At 51.9% G+C, this 13,791-nt stretch carries 8 protein-coding genes; 7 read left to right on the top strand and 1 reads right to left on the bottom strand.

Annotated features, from left to right (window positions below; all coding sequences use genetic code 11):
- Positions 1 to 18: 18 nt before the first annotated feature.
- Both BLP63_RS03095 and BLP63_RS03090 read left to right on the top strand, forming a co-directional pair.
- Complete coding sequence (locus BLP63_RS03095; protein ID WP_330387075.1) at positions 19 to 4,311, top strand: acyl-CoA dehydratase activase-related protein; 4,293 nt, start codon at positions 19 to 21, stop codon at positions 4,309 to 4,311.
- Positions 4,312 to 4,544: 233 nt separating this feature from the next.
- Positions 4,545 to 5,435 carry an MBL fold metallo-hydrolase gene (locus BLP63_RS03090; protein ID WP_092589416.1) on the top strand — a complete coding sequence of 297 codons (891 nt, stop codon included), beginning with the start codon at positions 4,545 to 4,547 and terminating at the stop codon, positions 5,433 to 5,435.
- A gap of 19 nt (positions 5,436 to 5,454) precedes the next feature.
- Here BLP63_RS03090 and BLP63_RS03085 read toward each other — a convergent pair whose 3' ends face one another.
- Positions 5,455 to 6,660, bottom strand: a complete 1,206-nt coding sequence (locus BLP63_RS03085) for an alanyl-tRNA editing protein (RefSeq protein WP_092589415.1) — start codon at positions 6,658 to 6,660, stop codon at positions 5,455 to 5,457.
- Positions 6,661 to 6,810: 150 nt separating this feature from the next.
- Here BLP63_RS03085 and BLP63_RS03080 point away from each other — a divergent pair, with 150 nt between their 5' ends.
- The 5 genes from BLP63_RS03080 to BLP63_RS03060 all read left to right on the top strand — a co-directional run bounded on the left by BLP63_RS03080 (position 6,811) and on the right by BLP63_RS03060 (position 13,787).
- The gene (locus tag BLP63_RS03080) at positions 6,811 to 7,713 is read left to right on the top strand and encodes a hypothetical protein (RefSeq protein ID WP_092589414.1); all 903 of its coding nucleotides are present in this window, start codon (positions 6,811 to 6,813) and stop codon (positions 7,711 to 7,713) included.
- A gap of 29 nt (positions 7,714 to 7,742) precedes the next feature.
- The gene (locus BLP63_RS03075; RefSeq protein WP_092589413.1) at positions 7,743 to 9,731 is read left to right on the top strand and encodes an Eco57I restriction-modification methylase domain-containing protein; all 1,989 of its coding nucleotides are present in this window, start codon (positions 7,743 to 7,745) and stop codon (positions 9,729 to 9,731) included.
- Positions 9,732 to 9,780: 49 nt separating this feature from the next.
- Positions 9,781 to 10,515 carry a PIG-L deacetylase family protein gene (locus BLP63_RS03070; RefSeq protein WP_092589412.1) on the top strand — a complete coding sequence of 245 codons (735 nt, stop codon included), beginning with the start codon at positions 9,781 to 9,783 and terminating at the stop codon, positions 10,513 to 10,515.
- A 175-nt stretch (positions 10,516 to 10,690) separates the two neighbouring features.
- The gene (locus BLP63_RS03065) at positions 10,691 to 11,251 is read left to right on the top strand and encodes an ECF transporter S component (protein WP_170829255.1); all 561 of its coding nucleotides are present in this window, start codon (positions 10,691 to 10,693) and stop codon (positions 11,249 to 11,251) included.
- A 208-nt stretch (positions 11,252 to 11,459) separates the two neighbouring features.
- Entirely contained in the window at positions 11,460 to 13,787 is a 2,328-nt protein-coding gene (locus tag BLP63_RS03060; RefSeq protein ID WP_170829254.1) for a DNA internalization-related competence protein ComEC/Rec2, read from the top strand.
- The last annotated feature ends 4 nt before the right edge of the window (positions 13,788 to 13,791 follow it).

Genomic DNA, 13,791 nt, shown 5'->3' with positions numbered 1-13,791 from the left:
TTTCACGGAAGGGTTATAATGCATCTGAAGTGTTACCAATTTGAGGTGGATTATATGAAGGCAATTTGGATCGCGGGTCTCGACGTTGGATCAACAACCTGTAAAATGGTTGTCATGGATCAAGCTGGCGAACTCCGCTACAATCAATATAGACGGCACATGTCAGACATCAAGGGCACAGTCAGGGCCATGATGACGGAGGTTTATGAGACCTTTGGGGACACTCAGCTAAAGTTCAAGGTCACGGGTTCCAGCGGCTTATTAATCAGTGACCTTCTTGGCATTCCTTTCGTTCAGGAAGTCATAGCCGGGACTAAGGCCATAGAGACTTTGTACCCTCAGACGGACGTGGCCATTGAGCTGGGCGGGGAAGACGCGAAGATTACTTATTTTGGGACCTCCCTGGAGCAGCGCATGAATGGCGTCTGCGCCGGCGGAACAGGCGCGTTTATTGATCAGATGGCGTCACTCCTCAGTACAGATGCCTCTGGCCTGAACGAAATGGCTATGCGCTATAAAGTCATTTATCCTATTGCATCCCGCTGCGGCGTTTTCGCTAAAACTGATATCCAGCCGCTTTTGAATGAGGGGACGCCCAAAAACGATATTGCTGTATCCGTACTTCAGGCGGTGGTCAATCAGACGATCAGTGGCTTGGCATGCGGAAAACCTATCCGGGGCAATGTCGCCTTTCTGGGTGGTCCGCTGTATTTCTTGTCGGAGCTCCGGCGCAGGTTCGTGGAGACACTGGACCTTAAACCGGGTGAGATTATATTTCCTGACCACGCGCATTTCATGGTAGCCATAGGCGCGGCATATGAAGCTAAGGATTCGGAACAGCTGCTTTCACTGAAGACTTTGGTTGAGCGGCTGCCAGATTTTGACATTAAGGATGCTGAGCAGATTCCTGAACTGGAACCACTGTTTAGGGATGAGAGCGAACTTACAAACTTCAGGAACAGACACAGACAGGCAACGGTGGACCGGGCGGATTTAAGCGCGGCGCGAGGCCCAATTTTCCTTGGCATTGACGCCGGCTCCACGACCACCAAGGTCGTGGCCGTGGATGACGACCTGCGCCTCCTGTTTACGCATTATGGCTCCAACGGTGGCAGTCCTCTGAAATCTACCATAAGCGCCATCAGACAGCTCTATGAAAAAATGCCTGAGGCGGCTTATATTGGCGCCGCCACGGTTACGGGCTATGGTGAGCATTTGATCCGGGAAGCCATCCAGGTCGACCATGGCGAGATCGAAACCGTTGCCCACTACAAGGCGGCAGACCATTTTCTTCCAGGTGTTCAGTTTGTCATTGACATAGGTGGACAGGACATGAAGAGTATGCGAATCAAGGATGGTTTCATTGAGAGTATCATGCTTAACGAAGCCTGTTCTTCAGGCTGCGGTTCTTTCATTGAGACTTTTGCCGGCTCTCTGGGCTACCCAGTCACAGAGTTTTCAAAAGCGGGCATGCAGGCGTCCCATCCCGTAGACCTCGGAACCCGCTGTACGGTTTTTATGAATTCAAGAGTTAAGCAAGCCCAAAAGGAAGGGGCCGGTGTTGGTGACATTTCCGCGGGCATTTCCTATTCCGTGGTCAAGAATGCCCTTTACAAAGTGATCCGCCTCAGAAATCCTGAGGAAATGGGGGAGAAGGTTGTCGTTCAGGGCGGAACCTTTTACAACGAAGCTGTCCTGAGAGCCTTTGAAAAAACAGTTGGCAGAGAAGTTGTGAGACCAGACATCAGCGGCCTTATGGGTGCCTTTGGCGCTGCGCTGATCAGTGCCCAGAATTACATTCCAGGGACGTCTTCCGCGATCCTGCCGCTGAACAAGCTGGAGAGCTTTACCTATAAGACCTCTACGGCACGCTGCCAGACCTGCGGCAACCATTGCCTGCTCACTATCAACCAATTTGAGGGCGGCAACCGTTTTGTTTCCGGCAACCGGTGTGAGAGAGGCCTTGGAGAGCATAAAAAGCTTCAGGCGCCACCTAATATTTACCAATATAAATATGACAGGGTCTTTGATTACAAGCCGCTTCCAGTAGGGGCGGCGGTTCGTGGGACAATTGGCATCCCAAGGGTTCTGAACCTGTATGAGGACTACCCGTTCTGGCATACCTTCTTCACGACGCTCGGCTTTAGGGTTGTCATTTCTGGGCGTTCAAGCCATGACCTGTTCCAAAAGGGCATGGAGACCATTCCTTCCGAGTCCGTTTGCTACCCGGCAAAGCTGGTCCACGGGCACATCGCGGATTTGATTGAGAAGGGCGTCGAACATATTTTCTATCCTTCGATTCCTTATGACATCAAGGAAGTGGACTCCGCGGAAAATCACTTCAATTGTCCTATCGTCACCTCTTATCCGGAGACGATCCGGGTTAACATGGATGATGTGCGTCAAAATAAAGTACATTACATGAATCCTTTTCTGCCTCTTAACGACGAAACGAGGCTAAAAAAGATCCTGACGCCGTATATAGCGAAGCAGTTTTCCTTGAAAAACAATGACATCCATAATGCCATCAGCGCAGCCTATCAAGCGCTGGAGGCTTACAAGGCTGACGTGCGCGCAAAAGGCGAGGAAATTCTGGCGTACCTGTCTGCAACGGGAACAAAGGGCATAGTCCTGGCGGGCCGTCCATATCACATTGACCCGGAGGTCAATCACGGCATCCCTAATGTATTCGCCAACTATGGCCTCGCGGTGCTTTCCGAAGACGCGATTGCCCACCTTCACGAGGGTGACAGAACCCTCCGGGTACTCGACCAGTGGCGTTATCACAGCCGGCTCTACAATGCCGCGCATTTCGTGGCAAGGAACAAAAATCTCGAGCTGGTCCAGCTCAATTCCTTTGGCTGCGGCCTTGACGCCGTGACCTCTGACCAGGTTCAGGAGATCCTGAAGCGACATGACAAGCTCTATACTTTAATCAAAATTGATGAGATCAACAATCTGGGGGCGGCACGCATCCGGATCCGCTCACTCCTTGCGGTCATGAAGGAGCGGGACAAAGTTGACTACGAGCCACAGCTGCTGTACCCTGCGGATCAAAAAGTCAAGTTCACCAAGGAAATGAAGACGACTCATACCATCCTGGCGCCTCAGATGTCGCCCATTCATTTTGACATGATGGAGCACGCCTTTGCCCGCCATGGTTACAAGCTTGAGATCCTGCCGTCCGTGGACACAGAGGCTATCAACGAAGGCTTGAAATACGTTCACAACGACGCCTGCTACCCCTCCATACTGACCATAGGTCAGATCATGGCTGCGCTTAAATCCGGCCGCTATGACCTGTCGAAGACGGCAGTCATCATTTCCCAAACCGGTGGCGGCTGCAGGGCCTCGAATTATATTGGCTTCATCCGCAAGGCTTTGAAGGATGCGGATATGTCGCACATACCGGTCATTTCCCTCAACGCGGGTGGCCTTGAAAAATCTGAAGGCTTTAAGCTGACGCTGCCGCTGCTCAGGCGGCTGATCATAGGCATGCTCTACGGCGACGTCCTTAGCCGCGTGCTTTACAGAGTCCGGCCGTACGAAAAGGTCAAAGGCTCCGCAAATGCGCTCTATCAGAAATGGTCGGAAATCTGCAGCAAAAATGTGGAGGACGGCCGCCTCACGACCTTCAAGAAAAACATTACTCAGCTCGTCAAGGAATTTGATACCCTGGAAATCCATGACATACCAAAACCCAAAGTAGGTATTGTCGGAGAAATCCTCGTCAAATACCACCCTACCGCCAATAACAATATTATTGAATTCCTTGAAACGGAAGGCGCTGAAGTCGTCGTTCCGGATCTCGCGGACTTTTTCCTGTACAGCAGCTACAACAGCGTCATCAAGCACAACTTGCTGGCAGCGTCTTACTTCAAGAAACTGGCGGGCAACATGGTCGTCCAGTATATTGAGTCTTTCAGAGGCGTCATCAAGGACGCCCTCCACACCAGCAAGCGCTTTGAAGCGCCAAAGTCCATAATGGACAAGGCCAAGGGCGCTTCGAGGATCCTGTCCCTGGGTCACCAAACCGGTGAGGGCTGGTTCCTGACAGCCGAAATGGTCGAGCTGCTGGAGTCGGACGTACCTAACATTGCTTGCCTGCAGCCCTTTGCCTGCCTTCCGAACCATATCACCGGCAAAGGCATGATCCGCGAGCTCAAGCTCAACTTCCCGAACGCGAACATTGCCGCCATAGATTACGATCCTGGTGCCAGCGAAGTCAACCAAATCAACCGCCTTAAGCTGATGCTCGCAAACGCGAAGAAAAACCTCGAGGCAGCGGCAAAAGGCACCCCTAAAGTCTGATCTGTTCTAATCAAAGACTAAAGGAAATTTTTTTGCCGATGGTCACAGTGCCCACACCCGAAAAAAATTGCTTAACACCTTTACTTTACGGGTAACAGAAAAACGCCGGTCAACGCACCACGACTGTAGGCGCTAATTCCGCTGACCAATTAAAAAGCCCGGACGGGATCGCCTGTCCGGGCTTTGTCATAACGAAAATTTCTCAATATAAAAAATGAAATTGGAGGTACATCATGAGCTTTAGGCAACTCACTGAGCAAACGGGAATATTTGAAAGCGCTGTCAGCATAGGCGTACTGAAGCTGGCGTCCGGCTTTGCCCTGATCGATTCCGGCGTCGAGGACAGCGCTGTCAAAAAAGCGCTGCAAGGCGTTGGTGACACCTGGGGTACGTTCAAAGCGATTTTGAACACCCATGCCCACGCGGATCACATTGGGGGAAACGCCTGGTCCGCCCGAAACCGGGGTGTTAAGATTTACGCCACAGAAGGTGAGAGCCACTATATTGAGCACCCGGATCTTGAGCCCCACTTTCTCTTTGGCTGCGCGCCAATTTCGGAGTTGCTGAACAAATTCTACTGCGCCAAGCCGTCCCTGGTGGATGTCAAACTACGCCCCGGGGTATTTGAGCTGGAGGACCGCAGGCTGACACTGGTGGATTTAAAAGGGCATAGCCCGGCTATGCTGGGCGTGATCACAGAAGAGGGACTGTTCCACGTGGCAGACGCAGTGATGCCGGAAGCTTTGGTCACCAAGCATAAGCTGATGTTCGTCCACGACCTGGGGCAGCATCTTGAAACGCTGGACAGGGTTTCCAAGCTTCCAGCCAGTGGTTATTTGCTGTCCCACGGCGGCTACAGGTCAGAGATCCATGCGCTTATTGACCTTAACCGGTCAGTGCTTCTGGAAATCAATGACCTCATTTTCAGTCTCGCCTCAGAAGGCGCGGAGGATACGACCATTCACGCGGCGCTCTGCCAGCAACTTGATATGGTGGAAACCCCGGGTCAGTATTATCTCAACCATACTGCTGTCAGGGCACACCTCAAATATTTGAAGGATCAAAAAAAACTCAAGCTGCAATGGGAACAAGGGAGGCTGCTTTGGGTGCCTGAAGGGGCTTAAGTGAAGCCTGTTTTACCGGTTATATCAGCACCTGGAGCGCCTCTTCAGCGGCGGCCAGCGCCTCAGCCAGCTTTTCAGCCTTTGGTCCGCCCCCCTGAGCAGTGGTCGCGTTTCCGCCGCCACGTCCCTCGAGGACGGCAATAGCGGGCTTAAAGACTTCTCGGATATCCAGCTGTCCAAGGGCTTCACCTCTGGCGCACAGCAGCTGAGCCTGAGCGCCGTCGCTGCTCTTGCTCGCAAGGATGAGGACGCCTGAAGGCACGCTTTTCAGGGCTGATGCAGCCAGAACGCGCAGCTCTCCCATCTCCTTCGCTTCCAGGATGCGGATCAGCTGATTTCTTTCAGCTTTATTCAGCGCGTCTGCAAGGCCCTGGGCTTCGAAGTCCAGCAGCGCAGTTTTAGCGAGACGCAGCTCTTTTTCGAGTCTCGCTTGACTATTTAAAAGCTTCTCAACACCAGCGACAATTTCTGAAACGGGTGTCGCCAAAGTCTGACTCAGCACTGTCAAATCTGCGTTTTTATTAAGCGTGTCCCGGATTGCTCTCTCTCCGGCAAGAAATTCAATTCTGGTGCCTGCTTTGTAGTTTTCAGACCGGGTCACAATGACACAGCCTATGCCGGCGGTGCTTCCGGGGTGGGTACCACCACAGGGCGAGTAGTCCAGGTCGCCAATTTTTATGACGCGGATGTTGTCCTCGACTTTAGGCCTTTTCCTGAGCGGCAAGGCCTGAAGCGCTGCCTCATCTGGATATAGCGCCTCAATAGGCAGCGCCTCACGGACCGCTTCATTAGCCATGAGGACTGCGCGTTCCAGCATTGCCTTTTCAATTTTCTGATCCAGGTCAATGGAGGTGTAAGCTTCGCTCATGTGAAAGCCTATGGTTTTGGCATTACACAGTTCCAAGAGGCAGGCGGACAGCAGGTGCTGGGCGGCGTGCTGCTGGGTATGGTCAAGACGTCGGTCGCGGTCGACCCTGGCAACTTGTGTTCCAAGGGGCACTGGCCTATCGACAATATGAAGCACTTCTTTTTCGCCATTCGTCATAACCATGGTTACGGCCGCGCTGCCTATATAACCAGTATCGCTGGGCTGTCCACCGCCCTCCGGATAAAAGGGCGTCTGGTCCAGGGATAGAACTGCGCCTTCTGGATGGGGCTCGCAGCTGAGAACCTGGACCTCACATTCCAGAAGCTCTGGTGTTTCGAGATAAATAAGACGTGTCATTTGGGTGTTCACTCCTTTAGAATTTTTCAATAACGTTCAGGGCAGCGTAAGCGCAGTCCCATTAGGCGTACAGCATGGACAATTTTCCTGTTAAAGTCTATAATATCATAGAATCCGCCGTTTACGGCAACCTGAAAGTGAGGACAAAAAATGCAGCGTACTACAACTATTTGGCAGGATTGGCGTGAGGCTACTGAGGATCTGTTGTTTTTCAGCATGGAACCCCGCTTCGCGCAGATCATAGAGCAAGCTGACTCGACTTACCGCGGAGAAGAAACCGCTGAAGTGCATCCCGCCCTGTTCGAGGATTATCTTCTTTATGTCTACAGGCAGCAGGGGCTTAGCTTTGCTGACCGCTACGGCCAGGAAGCCCGTACGTATTCAGAATTTTATCAGGCTGCCAGACGCAGTTATTTCAGCGGTTTTGAGGTCATGCGCCACGGTGATCATAGCTTTTTAAAGGATGTGTTCACCAAACGTGATTATGCGCTGCTCAATCCTGAAATTTTAGAAGGGGTCGATTTCCTGGCCGGCAGAATTTTTTTCTTTGAAAATGGTCACGTGATTGCCCCCAACTTTGAAAGTTATCAAAAGGAATCCATGGAAGCCTTCAAGCGCGCGATCCTTGAACGGCACGCTGAGGAGCGGGCGGCGGAAGACCTCGGAGAATTCCTTTCAAAAAACGCACTTCTCATGATGCGGTACCTCGACATTCTGGACACCATTTTGGAAGAAGAGCTTACTGAAGAAGAGGCGTTTTTCGTCCATCAGGCCACTTATCTTCATCAAAGCCTTGAAGACATAAAAGTGGTGTTGGACGCGGCCGCAGAATGCGAGATTGCTTTGGATGAGCCGGAGGACCTGATTTACAGGCTTATGCATGAGGGTGATATCCTTTCGGAAATTGTTCTGATGAAGAATAAAGTTGTTCTCGAGTGTGTCGAAGCAGAGGCATTGACAGCCGCAAAGCGCTGGTTTGAAACACTGCTGGGCGGCCGTGCAGTTCATTTCGCGGATGAGGTACTTTCCATGGAGGATCTGTTGGAATCCTGAAGCCATTAAAAGACGGGAGTTGACACGACTTGGAAAGAACGCTGAAAGCCTGCTATGAAGCCTGGGGCGGCCTCGACAGGGAGATGCACCAGCAGCACCGGGACCAGACCGGCAGCTTCTACACACCCTTTGACGTGGCTTACGAGACTGTAAAAACCGCGGCCGTTCGCAGGCTGTCTTATGTGGCAAAGGTAAAGCCTGATGAGGTACAGCGCCTCTTCGATCAGCCGGAATCAAGCCCGGAGACTGCCAGTCAATGGTTAAAGCGCATGGTGAAGTGGCACGTGGTCGACCCGGCGGGGGGTGACGGCGTCTTTGCCGTGGCGTGGCTCAGTTTTCTTGAGCAGCTGCTCGTGACACTCGACATGGATCACGGACTCCTGACCGAAGCTGCAATCCGGACACATCTCTTTGACCTGCAGCCTGAGCCTGTCGCCCAATACAAAGATAGGATGTCAGCTTACTTTGAGCTGCCGCCGGACGCTCTGAGCAGCTATACAGGGAATGTGCTGGATACGGACAGGTTGTTTCAAAGCCACCCGGCAGCTGACGTCCTGGCTGGTGGCGGCTATGACCTGGTCGTGGGCAATCCGCCGTATATAGGCGAGAAAAATCATAAGGCCCTTTTTGACGAGGCGAAAAGCTATCCCTTTGGCGCAGCCCATTACGAAAAGAATATGGATTTTTTCTATTACTTTATTCACCTTGGCATTGCCCTTCTCGCTGAGGGTGGCGTCATGGGGCTGATCACCACGGGTTATTTTTTTACTGCGGACGGCGGGGCCGGCCTCAGGAAGGCCATGTCAAGCCAGGGCAGCTTCACGGATATGGCTCGTTTTGGAGGCGGATCCCTTTTCAAGGATGCTGCGGGTCAGGACAACGTCATTTTTCATTACAGACGGGGAACCAAAGAAAATTGCCGTTATGTAGAGGTTCCAGCAAAGCCAAAAGCTTTACAGGCTTCAGAGCGCTGGCGGCAGGCTGGTGATATTTTGACCTTAACACCTGGTCAGATTGTAAGCCGGTTCGGAAATTTTTATTTTTCCCTTCATCCAGGTGAGCCCATGGCAATTGAGGAAATAGAAGCGTCCTGTAATCGAACTTTCGGAGAGTGCTTTGAGGTTCGCCAAGGCATAGTCAGCGGCTATGACAGGGCCCCGGAGGTGGGCGTTTTTGTCTTAACGCCGGAAGAGGCTGAGCGACTTGCGCTTGAAACCTCACTCTTGGTACCATTTTACAAGAACAGTCAGGTCAAGCGCGGTAAAGTCGACGTGGAAGCACGCTTCCAACTCCTTTATATACCAGGGGAAATCCAAGAATTTGAGACGCGGTTCCCGGGGGCTTTCAGGCATTTGAGCCGGTTCAGGGAAAAGCTTTCAAGGCGCAGGGAAGTTAAGAATGGGGTCAGACCCTGGTATGCGCTGCAGTGGCCAAGGACGGAAGCCATGTTTGAAGGACCGAAAATTGTAGTTCCCCACCGGGCGCTCAATAATGCGTTTGCCTATACTGATCAGCCTTATTATGGCAGTGCGGACCTGTATTACCTGACGCCAAAGGAATACAGCGAAACGTTTGAGCCTTGCGGAGATTCCAGCAGAGAGACGGTTGGACAAATGACGTTTTGGGAAGGCGTTTCAGAAGCTGCAGCGTTAATGATTACAAACGAAGTCAAGGCTTCAGGGACACTGACGCTAAGCCGTGAAGATCTCATAGCAACAGCGCTCCTTCTTTCGACTGATCTCTATGCTTTCTGGCTCAGTGTCAGGGGGAAAAGAAAGGGTGACGTCCTTGAGCTGTACGCGACACCGCTTCGCCAGATGCCGCTGCCGGATTATAAGTCGGCCGCGCACTGGTATGATCCTCTGAAAGCTATGGCGGTGGATCATTACAGCCGCTATGGGGAGCTTTGCGACGAAGTGATCAGGCGTAAGGCGAACGACCTTGCCTGTGAAGGGCTGAGGCTGTCAGAGGCCACAATTAAGACTATAGAGACGTTTGTCGCCAGTAAAAACAAGTGACGGACAACGTCATAACTGATAGAAAACAATACAAAATGGAGGTAACCTTATGAATAGAGCCGTTGGCATTTTTGCGCATCCGGATGATGAGGCGATCATTATAGGTGGAACTTTGATTCAACTTGCGGAAATGGGCTGGGAGACCCACCTGATTTGCGCCACTAAAGGGGAGGCCAGCACGGCCTACGACAGAGAGTATGTCAAAAAAGAGGATCTTGGTCCGGTAAGAGAGCAAGAGCTGCTGAAGGCCGCAGAGATTTTAGGCGTTAAAGAAGTTCAGTTCCTGGATTATTTAGATGCCACTCTGGTGAATCAAGACGAGGCTGAAGCAGTCGCCAAGCTGTCTGAGCGCCTGAATGCCCTTCAGCCGGAGCTGATCTATACCTTTGAAGTCAATGGCATCTCTCACCATCCGGACCATAAAACCATTCACCAGTGGGTGATGAAGCTTCTGAAAGAAGGCAGGCTCAATTATGAGCCTCAGGCGGTTTATCTGGCTACGGTGGATAACCGTGCAGGCCGGTTGAAAAACGGTAAACTTATGGGCAGCCCAATTGAAGAAATTACCACGATCATAGAGATTGAGCGGGTGGCGGCGCAAAAGGCAAAGGCAATTCTGGCCCACCGCACCCAATTGAATATGCTTGTCAATAACGGGCTCATTGTGGATGGGGCGCTTCAGAGAAATCACAGGCACGAGTATTTTATCAAGCTGGATGGAAAGGGTCAGGCGGTTCAGTTGGCGGAGAAAGAGACGCAGCTGCCTGAAGTCCATAAGCCGTAAGCGAAAGTGTATGGGTCAGTGATGCCTTCTGCAGGTTTTTTAACCTCCTTTGCAAGCTGCTGCGCTATAGTGTTGCGATACAATTCGCTGTAATTGGTGTTGATGCGCCGCAGGGATCAGTGTATAATCCACTGCAGAGGTTATCCAGCAGTTAGACAGAGGGAGGAACGACACCTTGAAAAAACTTACGACAAAGACTGTGGTCCTGATTGGACTTTTGGCTGCGCTTGTGGCGATTGGAACAACCATGATCCAGATTCCAATACCAAAAGGCTATATTCATATAGGTGACAGCCTGGTCTATATTAGCGGGATTGTCCTTGGACCGTTTTATGGGGCTTTTGCTGCGGGGATTGGATCCATGATCGCTGATTTTCTCACAGGCTATACCATTTACGCGCCAGCGACACTGGTCATCAAGGCGCTGGACGCGTTTCTCGCCGGTTGGATTTTCAAAGCGTTTTACCACAACGGGCAGACAATGGCGCGTCTTACGGGGGCTTATATTGTAGCTTTCATTGCCGGCGGGGTCGCCATGATCGCAGGCTATTTAGCCTACGAAATCGTGTTGTATGGCTTTGCCCAAGCGGTAGCAGGCGTGCCTTACAACCTTACCCAAGCTATAGGCGGGGGAATTGTGGGTTATCCGCTCTTGATCGCGTTTAAGAAGGCCAATTTACTGAAGCGGATGAATCCAAATGAGCTGGATTCGTTTGCGGATCGAGACAGAAAGTAAATTTGATAGTTTGTACTTAATTGAACAGCAAGTGGAAGGAAGGGACGCTTTTATTCAGCGCGCCCTTTCTTTTTTTATTTTTTGTTTTATGACACATTATAAAATTGACATATAATTACATTAAATGCAATAATAGCTATACAGAGGTTGTGCTATCCACATTGACGCTTCAGCCCTGAACCAATCAAAACACGAAGGGGAAATGCCTGTGCGGCGACCAGCGCTCAATCTCTGGGTAGGCCTTGCTTTTGGAATAATGGCAGCTGCAGACCGCATAGTGTTGTGGTTGGCTCTGAGTATAGCTGTGGGCATTTCATGGGTAATGACGGAGCCCTGGACGGGCCTGAGCGAAGCTTTGGGGAGGCGAGAGCCGGCCGCGTCCCGCGGGACAGCGCTTTTTCTGGTTTTGATATCTTTCTGGGCAGGCTCTTGGCTCATGACCAGGCAGGAACAAGCTTTCAGGACAGAAAACCCAGTGGTCGTGACAGCCGTAGGTTATGTGGACCGCTACAGTGCTTTGAGTGAGGAAAAACTGATCTACTGCGTATCCGTCCATGACGGGGAAGACATAGGCTTGCCTGAGACCTTCAGGGCTGTTATCAAACCTGAAGTGCATCTTGAAGTGGGGCGGTATTACAAGATGACCTTAAGCCTTCAATCGGCAGCCCTGCCCAGGAATCCAGGGATGTTTAATTACAGACAATATTTGGATTCGAGAGGGATTGGGTTTCAGGGCACGATCGACCGAGTTGAGCGTTTGGATCGTGGGGGTCACTGGAGAATCTTCCTCAGAGAACAAGTCCGGCAGGAAATTTTGAAGCGGCTATTGGCAGGAATGGGGGAGGACGCTGGGCAGCTGGCGGCAGCCATGATCCTGGGCGACACCGCGGACCTGGATCCGGAGCTCCTGGCCGTCTACAGACAGACGGGTACGGCTCACATCCTTGCAGTGTCCGGTCTGCATTTTGGAATTTTGTTTTCAGGTGTGGAGATCGCCTTAGACCGTTTAAAGCTGCCCTATAAGATCAAAAAAATCTGTCTGCTGGTGATGGTGCTGTCGTTTCTTGGATTAGTGGGGTTGAAAAGCTCAGCTATGCGCGCTGCAGGGATGCTGATTTTGGCGGTGGCCCTTCAAGCTTCGGGCAGGCCCTATGACCGTCTGAATGTCCTTGGGCTGGTGGGGGCGGGGCTTCTTGCTTTCAGGCCAGTCCTACTGTTTGACGTGGGTTATCAAATGTCCATGGCGGCGGTTTATGGCATTGCTGCCATTCTGCCTGCATTGATTAAACCAAGTCCAGCCTATAATAATGAGGAGGGGCGCCGGGGCTTGAAACTTCTCCATGGACCGGCGCTCAGCCTGTCTGTTCTGGCTGCTGCGGCACTGCCCGCGGCAGTGCACTTCAATACATTGACGCTGATTTCCATCCTGGTCAATCTTCCCGTGGTTTTTCTCACTGGCATAGCGCTCCCTCTGGCGTTTATCACTGTTTTAACGTCGCCGCTGCCTGGTATTCCGGCGCTGACCGGGTGGTGCTCTTCCCAGATCTTACAGCTGATTGAGGTGACGGTTCGCTTTGCTGAGAACGCGGTCCAGCAACCATCTATGGTCGTGGCAACGCCGGGGCTTTTTACCGCAGGTGGAACTGCAGGGGCTCTTGGACTTTTTGCCCTGAGGCGCCAGCGAGCCCAGGTCTTTGAAGCTGGACGGCTTCAGCTTACAGCTGCAGCTTTGCTCCTCACGGTGATTGTTTTTTCTCTGCCCGTTGAAGCTTGGCTGCAGCCCATGGACCGGGTGAGATATTTTGATGTGGGTCAGGGGGACGCGGCTTTGCTTCAGACCCGCGGCGGCGAGAATATCCTCATTGACACTGGAGATGGACGCACGTTTCGCGAAATGGATCAGCTGCTGCTCAAAACAGGTGTCTCGCGTCTCGATCTGATGGTACTGACACATCCCCACCTGGACCACACAGGCGGCGCGGAGGCGGTTCTGAAGCGCCTGAGGGTGGGCGCACTTGTCATTTCCGCCGCTGTTTCCCCTGAAGCCTATGGCAGTCTGATCCCTTTAGCCCAAAGTGTGGGCACTGAGCTTCTTGCAGCAAGTGCCGGCGATCAGATTCAACTCAAAAATAGCCGTCTCCAGGTACTCAGTCCTTTTGCCCATAATCGAGCGACAGATCCCAACCAAGCTTCCATAGTCCTTCTTTTTGTCTCCGGAGAGATTGCGTTTCTCTTCACCGGTGATATCACAGCGCGGCAGGAGTATGCTATAATAGACGGGATTCCCGACTTGAAAACCATCCTGAAGGTCGCCCATCACGGCTCGAAGACTTCCAGTGACGAAGCCTTCATTGCCGCTCTGAATCCAGGCCTCGCTGTGATCTCAGTGGGACGAAACAGCTTTGGTCATCCTGGAGCTAAGACACTTGAAACACTTGAGCGCAGCGGATTTTTGACTTTTCGCACGGATGAAAGCGGTTGTGTGGAGATCAAAACTGATGGAACTGCGGTCTATTTAAAACGTATGACAGAGTAATTTC

Source organism: Acidaminobacter hydrogenoformans DSM 2784 (assembly GCF_900103005.1).
Taxonomy (GTDB): Bacteria; Bacillota; Clostridia; order Peptostreptococcales; family Acidaminobacteraceae; genus Acidaminobacter; species Acidaminobacter hydrogenoformans.
This window is presented reverse-complemented; position numbering and strand designations above follow the sequence as displayed.

Bases quoted from the DNA above. Each gene is read 5' to 3' on its own strand.
- BLP63_RS03095 (WP_330387075.1), top strand. From the start codon at position 19: ATGCATCTGAAGTGTTACCAATTTGAGGTGGATTATATGAAGGCAATT.
- BLP63_RS03090 (WP_092589416.1), top strand. From the start codon at position 4,545: ATGAGCTTTAGGCAACTCACTGAGCAAACGGGAATATTTGAAAGCGCT.
- BLP63_RS03085 (WP_092589415.1), bottom strand. From the start codon at position 6,660: ATGACACGTCTTATTTATCTCGAAACACCAGAGCTTCTGGAATGTGAG.
- BLP63_RS03080 (WP_092589414.1), top strand. From the start codon at position 6,811: ATGCAGCGTACTACAACTATTTGGCAGGATTGGCGTGAGGCTACTGAG.
- BLP63_RS03070 (WP_092589412.1), top strand. From the start codon at position 9,781: ATGAATAGAGCCGTTGGCATTTTTGCGCATCCGGATGATGAGGCGATC.